This window comes from Pseudoalteromonas rhizosphaerae (genome assembly GCF_028885455.1).
Classification (GTDB): Bacteria; Pseudomonadota; Gammaproteobacteria; order Enterobacterales; family Alteromonadaceae; genus Pseudoalteromonas; species Pseudoalteromonas rhizosphaerae.
Genome location: NZ_CP118496.1, coordinates 300,789 through 318,918, shown reverse-complemented (window position 1 = coordinate 318,918; position 18,130 = coordinate 300,789). Strand labels below are relative to the sequence as shown.

Genomic DNA, 18,130 nt, shown 5'->3' with positions numbered 1-18,130 from the left:
ATGATAAAACTATGATTAAACGATTCTTTTCAAAATCGAAACCACCAGAACAACAGCAAGCACCAACGCCAGAAAAAACACCTTATCAACTGATGGGTGGAGAAGCTGGTGCTTTAGCACTTGCGAATCGATTCTACGACATTATGGCCAGCGATGAATACGCTAAACCGTTATATGATATGCATCCTCAACCATTGGACCGTATTCGCCAAGTGTTTTTTGAGTTTTTATCAGGGTGGTTAGGCGGCCCAGACTTGTTTGTTGAAAAGCATGGTCACCCTATGCTGCGTAAACGCCATATGCCTTTTCCAATTGATCAAGATTTACGAGATCAATGGATGTATTGCATGAATAAAGCGTTAGACGCGGAAATTGATAATCCCTTATTACGAGAAGGGTTACGTAAATCTTTGGCACAACTTGCCAGTCATATGATTAATCAGCACTAGCACTTCTCTTTAACTGCACATTATTTGCGCTAAGTCAAAACGGCCTTTTTTTAAATATAGATAATACGTGATCAAATATTTAGAAAAAGCGTCGTGCGTGTGAAATCAATCCAACATAAAATTTATGCCCTATTGGCCCTAACAGGCATTATTGTGTTAATTGCCAGTATTCTTAGTAGCTCAAGCCAACAACGAACGCTTGCGCAAGACACTGTTGCAGAAAATATTAAGCTTCTTGCTGATAACTACTTTGACTCTATCAATACTTTGATGATCACAGGCACCATGGCAAATAGAGAGCTATTAAGCCAAAAACTACGCAAGCACCCAAATATTGAAGATGCGCATATTATTCGCTCCCCAATTGTTAATAAACTTTATGGGCCGGGCAATAAAAATCAAGCGCCGAGCAACGATATCGAACGCGAGGCTTTAAAAGGCAAGGAAACATTGCTAATTGATCAGCAAAATAATAGCCGCAGTATAACTTTTCTGCGCCCTATGTTTGCCAGTAGCGATTATAAAGGCACTAATTGCCTTGGCTGTCATCAAGCACAAGAAGGTGATGTACTCGGCGTAGTTAAAATTAGTTACTCATTAGCTGATATTGATAATGCGGTGACTTACAACACCCTAGTAAATACCGCATTACTCTCTATTATTTTTATTATTGCCTTTGTATTACTGGGCATTATGTTTAGACAAATTTTTATTGTACGCCTTAAAAAGCTAGGTCATGCTATGCATTTAGCTACAACCAACAAAGATTTAAGCCTGCGAATTGACGATAGCGCTGAAGATGAACTGGGTTGGCTCGCCACCAGCTTTAATAAGATGATCGCTACCTTTAAAGATAATATTGCTCAAGTATCTCATTCATCAAAAGTATTGATCCACTCAGCAGAAAAAATTTATACCTCAGCGGATACTACTGAGCGCGCTATTTTAGAGCAAAAGAAAAATACAGACTCCGTGGCAGCTGCTATAAACGAACTAGAGAGCTCCTCTAATGAAGTAAAAAACACCACTCACTTTGCCTCTGAAAAATCAGAAAACAGTAATGAACTTGCACAACAAAGTATGCATGTTGCTGAACAAACAGAACTCAGTATTAATCAATTAGCAGACGATGTTCGCCAAGCTGCAGCGCAAGTAAGTCAACTACAAGTACAAACACTTGAGGTAGGAAAAGTACTCGAAGTGATTAGCAGTATTGCTGAACAGACCAATTTGTTAGCTCTTAATGCTGCGATTGAAGCCGCACGTGCAGGTGAAGCTGGGCGGGGCTTTGCTGTGGTGGCTGATGAAGTACGTACATTGGCAACTCGTACTCATGCATCCACCGATGAAATTCGTCGCACAATCGACAAACTACAATCCGAAGCGGCGCAAACGGTTAAAACCATGGGTGAATCGTGTGAGGAGGCTGATGCTAGAGCGCAACAAGTAAAAAATGTTGCTCAAGCTTTAAAAGATATTTCTATGCAGATGAATGAAATAAATCAACTTAATATTCAAATAGCCGACGCGACAGAACAACAAAACTTAGCCGCAGAGGAAATAAATAGGAGTGTTATTGGTATTAGTGATAACGCTGAGCGGTCATTAGTGGATGCTAACGATAACCAAAAAGTAAGTGAGGAGCTGTTAAATCTAGCGCGTTCACTGGATGAGCAAGTAAGAAGCTTTAAATTGATGTAATACTTAAAGTTGCCAGTCAATAAACCAGATATTGACTGGCAGCCTGCTTACTATGCTAGCCCTAACCAGTCTCTTGGTTTTAAAAAGTCAGCGTATAGCTTATTTTCAGCACTGCCTTCTTCGGGTGTATAGTTATATTCCCAACGCGCTAGCGGCGGCATCGACATTAATATTGATTCTGTACGTCCGCCACTTTGCAAGCCAAATAAAGTGCCACGATCCCACACTAAGTTAAACTCAACATAACGGCCACGACGATAAAGTTGGAAGTCTCGTTGCTGCTCAGTAAATGGGGTTGCTTTTCTACGTTCAATAATAGGTAAATAAGCCCCTAAAAAGCCATTGCCTACTGCTTGCATAAAGGCAAAGCTTTGCTCAAACCCGGCTTCATTCAAATCATCAAAGAATAAACCGCCGACACCGCGCGTTTCATCGCGATGTTTTAGGTAAAAATACTCGTCACACCATTTTTTATATTTAGGGTAAACCTCATCTCCAAACGGCGCACATAAATCATGCGCGACTTGATGCCAATGTTGAACATCTTCAAGCTCAGGATAAAATGGCGTTAAGTCAAAACCACCACCAAACCACCAAATAGGCTCCTCACCTTGCTTTTCTGCAATGAAAAAGCGTACGTTAGCGTGGCTCGTTGGAATATGAGGATTGTTTGGGTGGATCACTAGCGAGACACCACAGGCATGGAAGCTACGACCAGCAAGTTCTGGACGATGCGCAGTTGCCGATGCCGGCATCGAAGCACCAAACACATGCGAGTAGTTCACCCCACCTTGCTCGATCACATTGCCACCACGAATAACACGAGTTCGGCCACCACCGCCTTCTTCGCGCTGCCAACTGTCTTCTACAAACTTGGCTTGGCCATCAGCTTGCTCTAAACCTTGGCAAATTGTGTCTTGCAAGGCCATCAGGTAGGTTTTTACTTGTTCGAGTAAATTGCTGTGCATGGTTATCCTCTAAATACTTTGCCGGTCATTACATCTTTAATAGTGCTAGGCTGCGTGTTACCACCAAGTGGTTCATCTACATAAAATGCCACCAGCTCGCCAAACTCACTTTTAGCCATTGCAATACTAGTGACCGTATCATGTCCTGATAAGTTAGCACTAGTAGACACAAGAGGTTTGCCTAATTCTTGGCATAAGCGCTTTACTGTTGGGTGATTAGTTACACGCACAGCAATACTATCAAATTGTCCTGTTAACCATTTAGGCGTACCTTTAGCCGCTGGCATAACCCAAGTAATTGCGCCGGGCCAGCTGGAAAAAATATCAGCGCGTTTATCCATCGGAATTTTTGCATCATCAACATACTTTAATAATTGCCCATAATTATCGGCAATTAAAATTAAGCCTTTTTCAAATGGCCGCTGCTTTATTGCAAGTAAGCGCTCCACAGCTTGCTGATTATCGGGGTCACAGCCTAAGCCATAAACAGCTTCGGTTGGGTAAACAATAACCCCGCCTTGCGACACAGCAGCAAGGGCAGTTAAAGGAACTGAGGTAGTATCAGTCACTGAAAATCTCCAAATACAATAAAATTAAAGCCGGTAATTATTCGCTCACCGTGAATTTATGCGAGCAACTTTTCTGAGGGCATTGTAGCACAACACTATTGGTCATTTGCTTTTGCATCATTACTGGCCATTGGCACGCGGGGCAGATATGGCTAACTGGTTTGTGATTGAGTGTATATTTACAACTTGGATAGCTATTACATGAATAAAATGTTTTACCAAATTTATTACTACGCGCCACTAACTGGCCTTTTTTACACTTAGGGCAAGCAGGTAAAACTTCTTCATTTGGCTCAGGCTCATCATGAGCAATATAGTGACACTCAGGATAACCCGTACAGCCAATAAACATACCATAGCGGCCATTCTTCACTACTAGCGGATTACCACACTCTGGACAAGGGCTATCATCAAGTACTTTGATTTGTTGAGTATCATGTTGAGCAAGCGAGCGAATAAAATCACATTCGGGATAACTCGCACAACCAAGGAAAGGACCTGATTTACTGTTGCGGATCACAAGCTCTGAACCGCATTTAGGGCACACTTCGTATTCTTTTTCTAAGGCATGTTGATTTGCAGAAAAAAGCGATTGGTCGATTTTACTCATGTGTTCCCTAAGCAGCTGACTAATTTTCGCCTAATATACCCAAACTAATTAAAGATACAAGCGCAGCACTTGCTTAATGTAGTACCTCTGCCGGCTCATCAAAAATAAGTTCTTCCATTTGTGCATAAGCTTGCTCTGAGCCTGGCACATTAAACAACACCATAAGTACCACCCATTTTAAATCATCAAGTGATATATAAGATTTATCTAATGCGAACAAACGATCCATAACCATTTCACGCGTTGCGCTGTTGATCACTCCGACTTGTTCTACAAACATTAAAAAGCCCCGACACTCTACGCTCAGCATGTGGCATTCACTATCGGTGAAAATACGTATCGCATGTTGTGGGAGGCGGTTTAAATAAGGGAATTCATCACTGTGCTGCAAGTCAGCAAGCTGCTCAAGCCAATCAAGTGCTTTGTATATTTCGGGCTTATTAAAGCCGGCACGTAATAATTCGTCAGTGAGTTCATTATGCTCAACAAAGACTTCGGCTTCGCTGTGAATGTAGTTTTCAAACAGATACATGAGGATATCGAACATGTTACTTTCCTCCACACTAAGCTTATCGAACTCTAATATAGCCATCTAATACACGCTCTACTCTATCTTCCAATTCAAGATCAAGTAAACGTGCTTGCACTTTATCTATTGGCCACTGGCTACGCTGAGCAATTAAATCAACAGCTGTTACTTCAAAACCAACACTGTTTAGTATTTCGCAGGCAGGTTCATCAACCGTTGCTTCTTCTATAGTATATAGACTGTTTTCGCAGAAAAAGCTCACTTCGTCTAGAATATCACTGACATTTTCCACCAGCTTTGCACCTTGTTTAATTAAAAAGTGACTGGCTTCAGAGAGTGGATTTTTAATTGAACCAGGCACTGCAAAAACTTCTTTGTTTTGCTCCAGCGCATACCGCACGGTGATAAGCGAACCGCTTTTTATTTCAGCCTCGACAATCAACACACCTAATGACAAACCAGATATTATACGATTACGTCTTGGGAAGTTATTAGCATTAGCGGCTGTACCGGGTAAAAACTCGCTCACCAACATCCCCCGTTCGGATACTTGATCGGTGAGTAACTTATGCCGTTTAGGATAATAAACATCCACTCCAGTACCAAGCACTGCAATGGTTTTACCATTGCCCGCCAGCGCTCCTTTGTGGGCAGCACCATCAATACCAAGCGCCATTCCGGAAGTTACCGTTAATCCTGCCAAAGTGAGTTGATGAGCAAATTCAGCGGCGATCTCTAAACCGATTGGCGTGGCATTGCGGCTTCCAACAATAGCGATTTGCGGACTGGTCAATAACTCTAAATTGCCTCGGCAAAATAGCAATAAAGGCGCGCTAGCAATTTCTTTTAATAATGGTGGATAGTGAGGATCGAAGTAATCAATTGCGGTTATCTGTGAGTTAACAATTATCTGTTGATAATAGTCAACTTGCTGCCAATCGGTTGCCAGTAAATTAGTGGCGACCTGCGGGCTTAAACCATGACCGGTAAGCTGCTCATGAGTCAGCTCAAACAAATCATCTAATGGCAGTTTTTGTGCCAATGCCAATAAGGTTTTAACACCTAAGCCTTTACATAAATAAAATGCAAGCCAATGGGTTAGCTTGCCTGATGAACCTTTCATGCTCCCTCCTTAGAGCACTCAAACCTGAATTAATTTATAACTGCAAAATCACCGACTCGGATTGGGTGCTGGTTTTTTACGATTAAGGCATAACTAACGTTTTTATAAACTTTAAACACCATTAGCTGACCGACCTGTTCTTTTGGCATATGCCACACTGTCGTGTCGGCATCTGCCTCAACGCCAAAAAATTCGTTGGCGTTTGTTACTAACTTTTCAAGGCTATTTGAATCTTCTTTGTAGCGTGGGCCATTACGACCATCAAAAACAGTCGGTGATTGACGCTCAATATCTAAAATGTGGCCTTCTTTAATTTGCTGCTCTGACCCTAAGTTTAGCACTACAATATCCATTGTGCTGAATTCTCGTAATCCACTCACTGATGCGATGATTTCACCTTGCACTGGCTGCTCAGGACGGTGAATATTAAAATACGCAGGTAATAGCTGACCTTCTATCGCAGGCATTAAAAAATCACCCGCTTTGATCTCTCTCTTTACCTGTTCAATTTTAACTGAAGCAGGTACACCATTGGCAATATCACCTTTTCTAAATACACGACCCACCGCCACTAATTGTGCTTTATTAGCCAACACTTCGTTTGTTTGCGGATCAACATATGCTTCGCCCTTGCGGTAAATAGCGTATGACTCGTGTAATTTCAGCTCACCTTTAACATAAACTATATGGCCTTCGGTATTCATTTTAGTGTTGACATTGGCTCCTAAAATATAAGGTTTATCGGCAATGTCATCAGCATTTAGTGCTTGCTCATAGATTAGGTAAGGACGCAGCAGCTCAAGAGGTAAAGTAGGGATCGCATTTTTACCTTTTTGTACAATTCGACCATGTGGAGAAAGCTTTTTATAACCCTGATTAATCACCAAACGTGGATTACCGTGCTCATCATAGATTAAAGACAGTGCATCCCCTGGGTAAATTAGGTGTGGATTATTAATTTGTGGATTCATTTGCCAAAGTTCCGGCCACTGCCAAGGCTCTTGCAAATAAACCCCTGAAATATCCCAAAGTGTATCGCCCTTTTTCACAACGTATTGTTTAGGCGCATCTTTTTTTATAGTTAATACATCTGCTAACGATGGGAAAGTAGCACTTAATGCCAACATTGCCGCGAGTAATGGGTATTTCATTGAGCTTCCTTGTGGTGTTTTTTCATTATTATCAACCAAAACCTGTTAAAGGTGAACGCGAATGGCTAAAATAAGAGCATACAATACCCTAAATTAAGCACAAGTGAAAAAGGTTACTATGGCTAGGTTAGAAGTTTTAAGATTTCCAGATGAGCGTTTACGTACAATAGCAAAAGAAGTGGTGCAAGTTGACGACCAAATTCGCCAAATTGTAAAAGACATGCTGGAAACTATGTATGATGAAAACGGCATTGGATTAGCTGCGACTCAAGTCGATATTCATCAACGTATTGTGGTCATTGACGTATCAGAAGAACGTGATAAACCGTTAGTATTGATCAACCCGACAATCACTAAACAAGATGGCACCACGGTAAGTGAAGAAGGCTGTTTATCTGTGCCACACTCTTATGCAAAAGTTGACCGCGCAGAAACTGTAACAGTGACCGCATTAAACGAAAATGGCGAAGAGTTTAGTTTAGATGCTGATGAGCTATTAGCAATTTGCATCCAGCATGAGCTTGACCATTTACAGGGTAAACTATTTATCGATTACTTATCACCGTTAAAGCGCCAACGTATTCGTAAAAAACTTGAAAAAGAAGCTAAGTTAGCAGCGCAATAATACCTTAGTAATAATTAGGAAGTTCAGTGACACAACCATTACGCATTATTTTTGCCGGTACGCCAGACTTTGCTGCGCGCCATTTACAAGCTCTTATCGACTCAGAGCATCAAATTGTTGGTGTGTATAGCCAACCCGACCGTCCAGCAGGGCGCGGTAAAAAACTCAAAGCCAGTGAAGTGAAAGAGCTAGCACTGGCCAATGAGTTAGCAGTGTTTCAACCTGCCTCATTAAAAAGTGACGACGCTCTGGCTGAACTAAGCAGCTTAAATGCTGACCTTATGATCGTGGTCGCTTATGGATTACTGTTACCAAAAGCAATTTTAGAGGCGCCACGGCTTGGTTGTTTAAATGTACACGGCTCAATTTTACCGCGCTGGCGTGGTGCCGCGCCGATTCAACGCGCTATCTGGGCGGGCGATGAAGAGACTGGCGTCACCATAATGCAAATGGATGAAGGCCTAGATACCGGCGACATGCTGCATATTAGCCGCTGCCCTATTACCGCCACTGAAACAAGTGCAAGTTTATACGCTAAGCTTGCCGATTTAGGCCCAAGCGCACTAATAGACACCATTACTAAGTTAGCTAATGGCGAAATTACCCCGCAAGTACAAAATGACGAGCTTGCCAATTACGCTAAAAAGCTATCTAAAGACGAAGCAAATATTGATTGGTCGATGGACGCAGCGCAAATAGAGCGTAATATCCGCTCATTCAATCCATGGCCGGTCTGTTTTACTCAAATGGGTGAACACACTGTAAAAGTTTATCAAGCTAATGTTGTTGACCAGCAAGGCACGGCAGGCACGGTATTACAAAGCGATAAACACGGTATTGTGATTGCCTGTGGTACTAACGCACTTAATATCACTCAAGTACAACCACAAGGTAAAAAGCCAATGGCCATTACTGACTTTTTAAATGGTCGAGCAGACTGGGTAACTCCTGGCACACGAATAGGCGAACACAATGAGTAATGTCAGGGCGCTTGCCGCCGAAACTTTATATAACGTGGTTGATAAAGGCGCCTCATTAAATCAAGAGCTGCCTTTTGCCAGCCAAGGTTTACCACCTAAAGATAAAGCGTTATTACAGCAAATTTGTTACGGCGTACTGCGTTATTTACCAAGTTTAGAAAATTATTGTCAACATTTAGTTGAGCAGCCACTTAAAGGTAAGCGCCGTATATTCCAGTTCTTACTGTATGTGGGCATTTACCAACTACAACATATGCGGGTTCCACCGCATGCAGCCATTAGCGAAACGGTTAATGCATTAGAACAACTGCGCGCATTGGGTTTAAAAGGCTTGATCAACGCTATTTTACGCAGCTTTCAGCGCCAGCAAGTAGAGCTTGAAGAAAAAGCCAAGCAAATACCAGTGTGTTTATACAACCACCCAAACTGGTTTATCAAACAAGTAACTGAAGCTTACCCTGACTCTTGGCAAGCTCTACTAGAAGCGAACCAGCAGCAAGCACCAATGTGGTTGCGTGTTAACCAAGCGCAATATAGCACCGCTGAATATAGCGAAATGCTCACTGCTAATGACATTGAACATACACTCAATCCTGATTTCCCTGATGGTATTAAGCTGGATAAACCGCGCGATGTGTTTTCCTTGCCTGAATTCGACACCGGCGCATGTTCAGTACAAGATGCAGCAGCACAGCTTGCAGCACGCTTGTTAGATCCAAAAGCTGACGAGCATATTTTAGATGCCTGCGCAGCACCCGGTGGTAAAACCTGTCACATTCTAGAACTCGCAGATGCTGATGTACTGGCACTTGATAGCGATGCCACCCGCCTTGAACGTGTAAAGCAAAACCTTGAAAGAATTGGCTTAGGCGCTGATTTACAATGTGCCGATGCTTCGCAACCACACAAATGGTGGGATGAGCAACAGTTTGACCGTATTCTATTAGACGTTCCTTGCTCTGCAACGGGTGTAATTCGTCGTCACCCAGATATCAAATGGCTACGTCGTGCATCAGATATCAATGATCTGGCGACACTCCAAGGCGATATTCTCAATAGCATTTGGCCATTATTGAAACCAGGCGGCACGCTAATTTATGCAACCTGCTCAGTATTACCACAAGAGAACCAACAGCAAGTCGCTAAATTTTTAGCAAATAATAACGATGTTGAACATATCCCGCTACATGATAACGATACCCCAAGCAACCCTGGGCTGCAGTTACTGCCTGGTGAGAGTGACGGATTTTATTATGCCAAGCTTATAAAAACACACTCATAAGAAGCTTTTAGTAAACCATGAAAATAATCATACTCGGTGCAGGACAAGTAGGCGGTACACTCGCTGAAAACTTGGTAGGTGAACAAAACGAAATCACGGTTGTTGATATTGATGGCAACCGATTACGTGAGTTACAAGATAAATACGATCTACAGGGTGTTACAGGTCATAGTGCCCACCCTGATGTATTACGCCGCGCCGGTGCGGAAGACGCCGATATGATCATCGCAGTAACCAGTTCAGATGAAGTGAACATGGTCGCTTGCCAAGTCGCGTATAGTATTTTTAATACGCCGACTAAAATTGCTCGGATCCGTTCTGAGCAATACTTAAAGTACCGCGAAAAGCTCTTTCAAAACGATGATTTACCTGTTGACCACTATATTGCTCCAGAGCAACTAGTGACTAAGTATATTCGTCGCTTGATTGATTATCCTGGTGCGTTACAAGTTTTAGAGTTTGGCGATGGCATGCTCTCGCTGGTGGCGGTAAAAGCTTACTACGGCGGATTGTTAGTCGGTTATGCATTGTCAGCATTAAAAGAGCATATTCCTAATGTTGAAACTCGTGTTGCTGCGATTTACCGCCAAGGTAAAGCAATCAAACCACTGGGTACTACAGTAATTGAAGCGGATGATGAAGTGTTCTTCCTCGCTGCCACCAAACATATTCGTGCAGTAATGAATGAACTACAGAAATTAGAGCGTTCATACAAAAAAATTATGATTGCTGGTGGCGGTAATATTGGCGCTGGGCTTGCTCGCTCTCTGGAAAAGAATCATAGCGTAAAATTGCTTGAACGAAATAAAGAACGTGCTGAGCAGTTATCAGAAATGCTTGATAATACAGTGGTGTTTTGTGGTGATGCGTCAGATCAGGAGTTGTTATCAGAAGAACACATCGAACAAGTTGATGTATTCATCGCGGTAACCAATGATGATGAAGCTAATATTATGTCAGCCATGCTCGCTAAACGCATGGGTGCGCAAAAAACCATGGTGCTTATTCAGCGTGGTGCATACGTAGATTTAGTGCAGGGTGGCGAAATTGATATTGCCATATCACCACAACAAGCAACGATTTCCGCCCTGCTTACCCATGTTCGCCGCGGTGATATTGTTAATGTGTATTCATTACGTAAAGGCGCGGCAGAAGCCATTGAGGCGGTGGCCCATGGCGACGAACATACCTCTAAAGTTGTCGGCCGTGCAATCGCTGATATTAAGCTGCCTGCAGGTACCACGATTGGCGCGATTGTCCGTAATGATGATGTACTCATTGCCCACGACGACACGATAATTCACTCAGGCGATCACGTCATTATGTTCTTGATCGATAAAAAGCATATCAACGTAGTTGAAAAACTGTTCCAAGTTAGCGCTATCTTTCTCTAAATTACTCCTCACCTTTCGACACAAAGCAATTGTATCGAAAGGTGAATTTCACCTTCAAAACATGCAAATGAAAATCAATCTCAAAAGCATTTACTTCTGTACCCAAATCCATTACTCTCACGCTGTTTGATAATCAAGCGTTTTCTCTTTCTGTGAGAAGTTAATTTCACATTTTTTAATATAAATGGATTTCTTCAAATGATACACCCAACTTTAAACACCCCTCTTTGTGTTACATATTGCAGTGTTATTGGTATTCTTGTGTGTGGACTCTCGGCTAATGCCAATGCCGAAGCTAAAAACGACATTGAAAAACTAACCATCGTGGGCCAGCAAGATAGCGGCTACAAAGTCAGTGCAATGAACTCAGCAACAGGGCTTGATCTCAGCCACTTGCAAACTCCGCAATCGGTTATCGCTATCACCAGTGAATTTATGGCCGATCAACAATTAAATAGCGCTATTGAAGCCATCACCAGCGTAACCGGCATCAACGCCAGAGAAGCCGACAACGGTAAATATTCAATTTCAGCCCGAGGGATTAGCGTTACCAGTATTTTATATGATGGTATAGCAACTACTTATGATACCCGATTTAATTACGGCGATAACTTAACAGATACTGCTATTTATGAGCGAATTGAAGTTGTCCGTGGTGCCACAGGGTTAATGCTGGGGGCAGGTAATCCATCAGCAGCAATTAACTTAATACGTAAGCGCCCTACTGTGCATAACCAAGTAAATATTTCTGCAACGGTTGGTTCTTGGCAAAACTATCGTGGTGTGGTTGATGCATCGGGTAGTTTAAATAGCAGTGAAACAGTGCGTGCGCGTGCCGTACTCGCCTATCAAGATCAGCAATCATATCAAGACAGGTTCAGCCAAGATAAAACCACGTTATACGGTATTGTTGAAGCTGATTTAACCGATAACACGCTATTAACGGTGGCTATTGATAACCAAAAAACAACGCCTAAAGGCACGATGTCTGGCGGTTTACCTATTTTTTATAGCGATGGCAGCCGTACTAACTATGACCGAGAAACTTCAACAGCGCCAAATTGGTCATCTTCAACAACTGATGCCCTCAATAGCTTTATGAGTATTGAGCATTACTTCAATGCTAATTGGCAGCTAAGCGCGAGCTACATATATGGTAATAATGACCTACATTACGATGTTTTTTGGGCGACAGGTAACCCTGACTCACAAACGAATATAGGCATGATGCCCGGTTCAGTAAATTATATTGATGCCAAGCGGATTCAGCGCACCTACGAGATAGAGCTTACCGGTAGATTTAACTGGTTAGATCAAAGCCACCAAGTCATGTTTGGTTACAATAGCCAAGAGCAAGACTTTACAACCCCCTACTTCCCGGGGCAAGAAGAGGCAGAAATCATCGGCGATTTTACAGCCCCAAACTATGACTACCCAAAACCAACTTGGCAAGCTACACCCGCCTTTGGCTCTTATGGCACAACAGAGCAAAATGCTTTGTACTTTGCTTCACAACTTAATCTAACAAATTCACTCTCATTGGTTTTAGGAAGCCGATTAAATCAATGGCAAACAAATCAAGATAACTTTGGCAGCCAACATGATTATAAATTAGATAACGAGCTGACCAATTATTTAGGTGCTACTTATAGCTTGGCAGATAATTGGGCACTTTATGCTAACTACACCGATATATTTACCCCGCAAAGCCGCGTCGATAAAAATGGTAATTACCTTGACCCAATTCAAGGTCAAAATTATGAGCTAGGTATCAAGGCCTCATTATTGGACGAGCGTTTAGACATTGCACTATCGGGTTTTGAAATTCAGCAAGACAATGTGGGCGAATACACTGGCGAAACAATTCCAGACACTCTTCAGGCAATTTATCAACCAATTGATGGTACGGTCACCCAAGGGCTTGAGTTTGAACTTAATGGTGCATTTACTGATAGTTGGAATGGCTATTTTGGCTACACTTATAGCGAAGGTGAAACGCCCGAAGGTGACATCCTCAATACCACAAACCCAAAAAATCAATTTAAGTTATTTACCACTTATAAATTAGATCACCTGTTAACAGGGTTGAAAGTCGGTGGCGGTTATCGCTGGCAAAGTCGCAGCTATGATGAAGTAAAAAACCCAGTTCACGGTCAAGTTGAAGTAGAGCAATCAAGTTATGGCATCGCAAGCCTTATGAGTAGTTATCAAATTAACTCACAAATGTCTGTTAGCGTAAATATTGATAACTTATTTGATAAAACTTATTACAACCAAATTGGTTTTTATAACCAATATCGCTACGGCAGCCCGCGAAAATTCTCCCTGCAGTTTGACTACAGCTTATAACCATTCAAGTTAACCAAAAAAAGCAGCTTAACTAAGCTGCTTTTTTTGTAGGAGTGTTATTTCTATCAGTTTATTGTACTTTGGCAAACTCTTCTTTCGATAGCTCACCGTTTTGATCTGTATCTAAGTCAGCAAAAATTTCAACTAACTGTGCATTCACAGAGGCTTCTTTTTGGCTAATCACGCCGTCTCCATCAGTATCAAATGTGTCAAAACTAACTGCTGCAAACGCAGTTGATGAAGCCGCTAAGGCAAAAATAGCAAGTGCTGTATTAATATGTTTCATAGTGTTATTCCTAATAATTTAAAAGAAAGAAATCCTTTTCAGAGATCCCTGTTTGTGGAAACTGAAATTACGCTTTTGAAAATTCTTCTTTTGATAACTCACCGTTTTGGTCAGTATCAAGCTCAGCAAACTTAGCTGAAATAGTCGCATCAGCAGATGCTTCTTGTTGGCTGATTACACCATTGCCATCAACATCAAGAGTATCGAAGTCAGTTGCTGCAAAAGCAGCTGATGATGATGCCAACGCGATAAGTGCTAAGGTTTTATTTAGTGTGTTCATAATTATCTTCCTTCCAAAATTTAGTGTGCTTGCTTAATCAAATGCGCAGGTCCTTTGCAAAGATCCTTGTATGAAAATAAGCGATTACGCTTCAGAAAACTCAGCTTTTGAAAGCTCACCATTACCATCAGTATCTAACTCAGCAAACTGGCTCATTAATTTTGCATCAACTGCCGCTTCGCTTTGGCTGATCGTGCCGCTACCATCAACATCTAAGGTGTCAAAGTCAGTACCTGCAAATGCTGCTGATGAAGAAGCTAATGCGATAAGTGCTAATGTTTTATTTAATGTGTTCATAATAAATATTCCTTCAAAGTTTATGGTTGTGAACTTAAGTGATAATCACCGTTTCGTTCAAGACAACTAGAGTATTACAACTTCGGTGCCAACAATTTATTATCATTAAAAATCATGAAGTTACATTGTATTTTGATGTTTTCGTGGAATTTAGAAGGACTATTCTGTTGCAGTTTAGCAACAAAATTTATGCGTTAACCTATAAAACCATATAAATCAAATGGTTAATAGTTATAAAAATGACACAACTCGATAAACTATGCTGATAATAGTGTTTTTTTCAAAGATGAGTACCCTAACCGCAACTGAACAGCAACTTTAACTGATAAAAATTAAATTTTTTTCATAAATTAACAATCTGAATTGTAAGGGGAAATTAAATTTATTTTGGTAAGTAAAAAATAAAAACGCAGTTAGTTTATGAAAATTCGTGTTTTGTTGCCATTATGCGAAACAATAGCAACGATATTGCAGTTTTAACGCTCTGGGTATTCTTACAATTTAATTAAGCACCAACAATTTCAATCACAATATGTGTTTTCACCGAATTGGCGATAAAACATAACTCATGAGCCTGGTGATGCATTTCTTCTAATTGCTCTGCACTAGGTTGCTCATTTTCGGCAAACTTCACACATGGTTTTAAAGTTACTTGAGTCATCGACATACGCCCATCACTAGCGCGCTGCATCAAACCAACGGCATCATCTTGATAGCTATCAACTATAAACTTATTTTTTGCCGCAATAGATAAGAAAAATAACATATGGCAGCTCGACAATGACGCAATAAATGCCTCTTCGGGGTCGACACTTTCTGCCACAGAATATGGCAGTGGCACGATATGCGGTGAGGAGGATGCAGCAATAGTTGCCCCACCATCAAATTGCCACAAGTGACCTCGGCTATATTTATTATCGATAAACAACTCTTCTGCTTGGCGAGACCACACAACACTTGCTACATATTCAGACATTGAAATTTTTCATCCTAAGTAAATTTACACATCCCACAGCCTAGCATTTTATCCGGCCGACTAAAATATCCGTAACGAGCATAAAAAGATTCTTTACCTTTGGCTGAGAGCAGTCCGATCGTCGCACCTTTTTTTGCTGCCCCAGCCAAATACATTTCTATATTATCCATAATCAACGCACCAATACCTTGCCTTTGAAAGTCAGGATCGACAACAACATCTTGGATATAAAAAAATAAACCACCATCACCTATTACACTACCCATACCAACAAGTAGCCCCTCCTGTCGGATCACTACATGAAATAACGAGTTGTTTAAACTAGTATTCGCCAGATCAGCGTTGACTTTACCCCAACCGACTTTCTCTCTTAATAAACAAAATTCTTCTAAAGATGGACAGCTAAGTTCCACGGTATAGCTAACACTTTTCACTAAGCCTAATCTCCGTCATTCAATATCTAATTCACCTTTGCTTAAGCGTTTTACAAAGCAACACTTACTGTTTAAATCTAAAATTAAATTACAGCACCAACGAAAATGCACTCAACCACAACAACTGCACACCATAAGCTAATCGTTGATAAGTGCCTACACTGCCTTTTTGCTTAAATGCTTGCGTCAACAAAACTAAAAAGTAACAGGCAATACACACACACAAAATTGAAAAAAGCCGAAATGAAATACTGGTATATGAACTTACAGCAACAAAAATTGGCGCAATCAGCAAAGACAGCAGCATTACCAAGCCAGCCCAAGAATGTATTTGGCAACTCAAAGTAGGGTTTTTAGTATTAGGATCCGCATCCATGGGGAAGTAACCGGCAATCCAGGTACCCACACCATGAATCATGACAAGCCAACCGACCAACATAATTAATATAGCGGTATTTTCCAGCTGTACGACATACCAACCAAATAAACAAAATAGTAACCCAAGAGGATAGTTATTAATAAGCGGGGATAGTTTTTCCGTGGGACTGCCAGCAGCACCGAGCTCGCTGCAAAATTGCTTTGCATGACTATAGTTTGGATAACACCTACCAGCGATATACACCCCAGCAACAATCCATATACTCGCGCTTAGTGCTGAATATAAACTGATAATCTCTAACATTAGCAACTTCCATGTATAAATTAATACCACGATAATAAGCTGATGTATTTATGTTGTAAATAATGCACTTAACCGCACAGGAAGCACACAGGCATAAAAAAAGCAGCCCGGGGGTATTGGCTGCTTTTGAACGTAATCAATGTAAAAGTCCTTTTAAAATTCCTTGTAGGCGGAAGCTATAATTAGGCCTTTGCGAACTCAGCTTTTGAGAGCTCACCGTTACCGTCTGTATCAAGCTCTGCAAATTTACTCATAAGCTCAGCATCAACCGATGCTTCACTTTGGCTGATTGCGCCGTTGCCATCAACATCTAGCGTATCAAAATCGGTAGCAGCAAACGCCGCTGATGAAGATGCCAGTGCAATAAGTGCTAATGTTTTATTTAATGTGTTCATAATTAATATTCCTTCAATGTACTATCAAAAAATTTGTCTCAATACTGGTTTTCAATGCGAGTAAAGTCTTCCTTGTTATCCTTTATCATGGGTTCCCTGCCCACTTAGGTTGTCTTTGGCAACTCAGGATAAACTCAGTATTAAATTATTAAGCTTTTGAAAACTCTTCTTTTGATAACTCACCGTTTTGGTCAGTATCACGCTCTGCAAATCTATTTAAAAGCTCAGCATCTTCTGCGGCTTCAACTTGACTGATCACACCATTTTCATCAACATCAAGGGTATCGAAGTCTAACGCCTCAAAAGCAAATGCTGCTGATGAAGAGGTTAATGCAATAAGTACTATCGCTTTATTTAGTATGTTCATTGGTTATCTCCTTTCACCTGAGATGATGAATAGTGTGTTACGAAGTCCTTTTCATTTTTCCCTGTCAAAAAGCGACATTAAGCTTTTGAAAACTCTGCTTTTGAAAGTTCGCCGTTACCGTCGGTATCAAGCTCTGCAAATTGGCTCATAAGCTCAGCATCAACTGAAGCTTCACTTTGGCTAATTGCGCCATTACCATCAACATCTAATGTGTCAAAGTCTGTTGCAGCAAATGCGGCTGAAGAAGATGCTAGAGCAATAAGTGCCAACGTTTTATTTAATGTGTTCATAATAAATATTCCTTCAATGTTTATGGTTTCGAACGATGTGCTAATCACATTTTCGTTCTGTACAACTAGACTATTACAACTTCGGTGCCACATTTAAAAAAACGTTTAAAATCAAATTATTAAAAATAAAATTTACTTTTGACTGGCTATTTACGGTGTTTTTTGTTGCTTTTTAGCAACACGTAAACCACCTATAAAATATAGTTTATAAAAATCAATTAATTAGGTTTAATAGAAAAGACACAGATCCGTACTTACAGTGTTCGTATTTATATTTTTATAGGCAAGAAGAGTGACAGGCGCTGAAATTAACCAGCTGAAAATTAGCAACTGAAATAAATAAAAAATCTATGTTGCTGATAATTAATAACAATAAAAATAAATTTAGAGTTC

The 18,130-nt window shown here is 41.0% G+C and carries 22 protein-coding genes; 7 read left to right on the top strand and 15 right to left on the bottom strand.

Annotated features, from left to right (window positions below):
* Positions 1-11 precede the first annotated feature (11 nt).
* Together PVK79_RS01515 and PVK79_RS01510 are read left to right on the top strand one after the other, a co-directional pair.
* On the top strand, positions 12-449 hold the full coding sequence (locus tag PVK79_RS01515; protein WP_145241782.1) for a group II truncated hemoglobin: 438 nt from the start codon (positions 12-14) through the stop codon (positions 447-449).
* Positions 450-548: 99 nt separating this feature from the next.
* Complete coding sequence (locus PVK79_RS01510) at positions 549-2,150, top strand: methyl-accepting chemotaxis protein (protein WP_145241780.1); 1,602 nt, start codon at positions 549-551, stop codon at positions 2,148-2,150.
* A gap of 50 nt (positions 2,151-2,200) precedes the next feature.
* Here the strand turns inward: PVK79_RS01510 and hemF are convergent, their stop codons facing one another.
* From hemF to PVK79_RS01480, 6 genes are all read right to left on the bottom strand, one after another.
* Complete coding sequence (gene hemF / locus PVK79_RS01505) at positions 2,201-3,118, bottom strand: oxygen-dependent coproporphyrinogen oxidase (RefSeq protein WP_149983190.1); 918 nt, start codon at positions 3,116-3,118, stop codon at positions 2,201-2,203.
* 2 nt (positions 3,119-3,120) lie between these two features.
* Positions 3,121-3,687, bottom strand: a complete 567-nt coding sequence (gene tsaC, locus PVK79_RS01500; protein WP_182731936.1) for an L-threonylcarbamoyladenylate synthase type 1 TsaC — start codon at positions 3,685-3,687, stop codon at positions 3,121-3,123.
* Positions 3,688-3,724: 37 nt separating this feature from the next.
* Entirely contained in the window at positions 3,725-4,297 is a 573-nt protein-coding gene (locus PVK79_RS01495) for a DNA topoisomerase family protein (protein WP_182718494.1), read from the bottom strand.
* A 73-nt stretch (positions 4,298-4,370) separates the two neighbouring features.
* Entirely contained in the window at positions 4,371-4,844 is a 474-nt protein-coding gene (locus PVK79_RS01490; RefSeq protein ID WP_145241772.1) for a DUF494 family protein, read from the bottom strand.
* Between the two features lie 22 nt (positions 4,845-4,866).
* A complete protein-coding gene (gene dprA / locus PVK79_RS01485) occupies positions 4,867-5,949 on the bottom strand; it encodes a DNA-processing protein DprA (RefSeq protein ID WP_257325173.1) in 1,083 nt (360 codons plus the stop codon).
* 29 nt (positions 5,950-5,978) lie between these two features.
* On the bottom strand, positions 5,979-7,100 hold the full coding sequence (locus PVK79_RS01480) for a LysM peptidoglycan-binding domain-containing protein (protein WP_145241768.1): 1,122 nt from the start codon (positions 7,098-7,100) through the stop codon (positions 5,979-5,981).
* A gap of 118 nt (positions 7,101-7,218) precedes the next feature.
* On the opposite strand from PVK79_RS01480, the gene def reads away from it, so the two are divergent.
* The 5 genes from def to PVK79_RS01455 all read left to right on the top strand — a co-directional run bounded on the left by def (position 7,219) and on the right by PVK79_RS01455 (position 13,730).
* On the top strand, positions 7,219-7,725 hold the full coding sequence (def, locus tag PVK79_RS01475; RefSeq protein WP_182735374.1) for a peptide deformylase: 507 nt from the start codon (positions 7,219-7,221) through the stop codon (positions 7,723-7,725).
* A 26-nt stretch (positions 7,726-7,751) separates the two neighbouring features.
* Complete coding sequence (fmt, locus tag PVK79_RS01470) at positions 7,752-8,705, top strand: methionyl-tRNA formyltransferase (protein WP_145241764.1); 954 nt, start codon at positions 7,752-7,754, stop codon at positions 8,703-8,705.
* The gene (rsmB, locus tag PVK79_RS01465) at positions 8,698-9,987 is read left to right on the top strand and encodes a 16S rRNA (cytosine(967)-C(5))-methyltransferase RsmB (RefSeq protein ID WP_145241763.1); all 1,290 of its coding nucleotides are present in this window, start codon (positions 8,698-8,700) and stop codon (positions 9,985-9,987) included. Before fmt ends, rsmB begins: the two co-directional genes overlap by 8 nt.
* A gap of 17 nt (positions 9,988-10,004) precedes the next feature.
* Positions 10,005-11,381, top strand: coding sequence for a Trk system potassium transporter TrkA (gene trkA, locus PVK79_RS01460; protein ID WP_064668279.1), 1,377 nt, complete (start codon positions 10,005-10,007; stop codon positions 11,379-11,381).
* Between the two features lie 198 nt (positions 11,382-11,579).
* Complete coding sequence (locus PVK79_RS01455) at positions 11,580-13,730, top strand: TonB-dependent siderophore receptor (protein WP_257325172.1); 2,151 nt, start codon at positions 11,580-11,582, stop codon at positions 13,728-13,730.
* Positions 13,731-13,800: 70 nt separating this feature from the next.
* Here the strand turns inward: PVK79_RS01455 and PVK79_RS01450 are convergent, their stop codons facing one another.
* The 9 genes from PVK79_RS01450 to PVK79_RS01410 all read right to left on the bottom strand — a co-directional run bounded on the left by PVK79_RS01450 (position 13,801) and on the right by PVK79_RS01410 (position 17,737).
* Positions 13,801-14,016 carry an EF-hand domain-containing protein gene (locus tag PVK79_RS01450; RefSeq protein WP_145241762.1) on the bottom strand — a complete coding sequence of 72 codons (216 nt, stop codon included), beginning with the start codon at positions 14,014-14,016 and terminating at the stop codon, positions 13,801-13,803.
* A gap of 67 nt (positions 14,017-14,083) precedes the next feature.
* On the bottom strand, positions 14,084-14,296 hold the full coding sequence (locus PVK79_RS01445; protein WP_145241760.1) for an EF-hand domain-containing protein: 213 nt from the start codon (positions 14,294-14,296) through the stop codon (positions 14,084-14,086).
* 84 nt (positions 14,297-14,380) lie between these two features.
* Positions 14,381-14,593, bottom strand: coding sequence for an EF-hand domain-containing protein (locus PVK79_RS01440; protein ID WP_145241758.1), 213 nt, complete (start codon positions 14,591-14,593; stop codon positions 14,381-14,383).
* A 505-nt stretch (positions 14,594-15,098) separates the two neighbouring features.
* On the bottom strand, positions 15,099-15,569 hold the full coding sequence (locus PVK79_RS01435; protein WP_182718499.1) for an OsmC family protein: 471 nt from the start codon (positions 15,567-15,569) through the stop codon (positions 15,099-15,101).
* A 14-nt stretch (positions 15,570-15,583) separates the two neighbouring features.
* Positions 15,584-16,003 (bottom strand): GNAT family N-acetyltransferase, encoded by a 420-nt coding sequence (locus tag PVK79_RS01430; protein WP_257325171.1) that lies wholly within the window; start codon positions 16,001-16,003, stop codon positions 15,584-15,586.
* An 88-nt stretch (positions 16,004-16,091) separates the two neighbouring features.
* Entirely contained in the window at positions 16,092-16,685 is a 594-nt protein-coding gene (locus PVK79_RS01425) for a DUF998 domain-containing protein (RefSeq protein ID WP_182731933.1), read from the bottom strand.
* Between the two features lie 182 nt (positions 16,686-16,867).
* A complete protein-coding gene (locus tag PVK79_RS01420; protein ID WP_145241754.1) occupies positions 16,868-17,080 on the bottom strand; it encodes an EF-hand domain-containing protein in 213 nt (70 codons plus the stop codon).
* Positions 17,081-17,228: 148 nt separating this feature from the next.
* Positions 17,229-17,447: an EF-hand domain-containing protein gene (locus PVK79_RS01415; protein WP_145241750.1), complete on the bottom strand. Its 219-nt coding sequence runs from the start codon at positions 17,445-17,447 to the stop codon at positions 17,229-17,231.
* Positions 17,448-17,524: 77 nt separating this feature from the next.
* Positions 17,525-17,737, bottom strand: coding sequence for an EF-hand domain-containing protein (locus tag PVK79_RS01410; protein WP_145241748.1), 213 nt, complete (start codon positions 17,735-17,737; stop codon positions 17,525-17,527).
* Between the last annotated feature and the right edge of the window lie 393 nt (positions 17,738-18,130).

Coding starts and splice junctions, on each gene's coding strand:
- def (WP_182735374.1), top strand. CDS start 7,219: ATGGCTAGGTTAGAAGTTTTAAGATTTCCAGATGAGCGTTTACGTACA.
- PVK79_RS01410 (WP_145241748.1), bottom strand. CDS start 17,737: ATGAACACATTAAATAAAACGTTGGCACTTATTGCTCTAGCATCTTCT.
- PVK79_RS01515 (WP_145241782.1), top strand. CDS start 12: ATGATTAAACGATTCTTTTCAAAATCGAAACCACCAGAACAACAGCAA.
- trkA (WP_064668279.1), top strand. CDS start 10,005: ATGAAAATAATCATACTCGGTGCAGGACAAGTAGGCGGTACACTCGCT.
- rsmB (WP_145241763.1), top strand. CDS start 8,698: ATGAGTAATGTCAGGGCGCTTGCCGCCGAAACTTTATATAACGTGGTT.
- hemF (WP_149983190.1), bottom strand. CDS start 3,118: ATGCACAGCAATTTACTCGAACAAGTAAAAACCTACCTGATGGCCTTG.
- dprA (WP_257325173.1), bottom strand. CDS start 5,949: ATGAAAGGTTCATCAGGCAAGCTAACCCATTGGCTTGCATTTTATTTA.
- PVK79_RS01480 (WP_145241768.1), bottom strand. CDS start 7,100: ATGAAATACCCATTACTCGCGGCAATGTTGGCATTAAGTGCTACTTTC.
- PVK79_RS01490 (WP_145241772.1), bottom strand. CDS start 4,844: ATGTTCGATATCCTCATGTATCTGTTTGAAAACTACATTCACAGCGAA.
- PVK79_RS01495 (WP_182718494.1), bottom strand. CDS start 4,297: ATGAGTAAAATCGACCAATCGCTTTTTTCTGCAAATCAACATGCCTTA.
- PVK79_RS01450 (WP_145241762.1), bottom strand. CDS start 14,016: ATGAAACATATTAATACAGCACTTGCTATTTTTGCCTTAGCGGCTTCA.
- PVK79_RS01435 (WP_182718499.1), bottom strand. CDS start 15,569: ATGTCTGAATATGTAGCAAGTGTTGTGTGGTCTCGCCAAGCAGAAGAG.
- PVK79_RS01440 (WP_145241758.1), bottom strand. CDS start 14,593: ATGAACACATTAAATAAAACATTAGCACTTATCGCATTAGCTTCTTCA.
- PVK79_RS01445 (WP_145241760.1), bottom strand. CDS start 14,296: ATGAACACACTAAATAAAACCTTAGCACTTATCGCGTTGGCATCATCA.
- PVK79_RS01420 (WP_145241754.1), bottom strand. CDS start 17,080: ATGAACACATTAAATAAAACATTAGCACTTATTGCACTGGCATCTTCA.
- PVK79_RS01415 (WP_145241750.1), bottom strand. CDS start 17,447: ATGAACATACTAAATAAAGCGATAGTACTTATTGCATTAACCTCTTCA.
- PVK79_RS01455 (WP_257325172.1), top strand. CDS start 11,580: ATGATACACCCAACTTTAAACACCCCTCTTTGTGTTACATATTGCAGT.
- PVK79_RS01425 (WP_182731933.1), bottom strand. CDS start 16,685: ATGTTAGAGATTATCAGTTTATATTCAGCACTAAGCGCGAGTATATGG.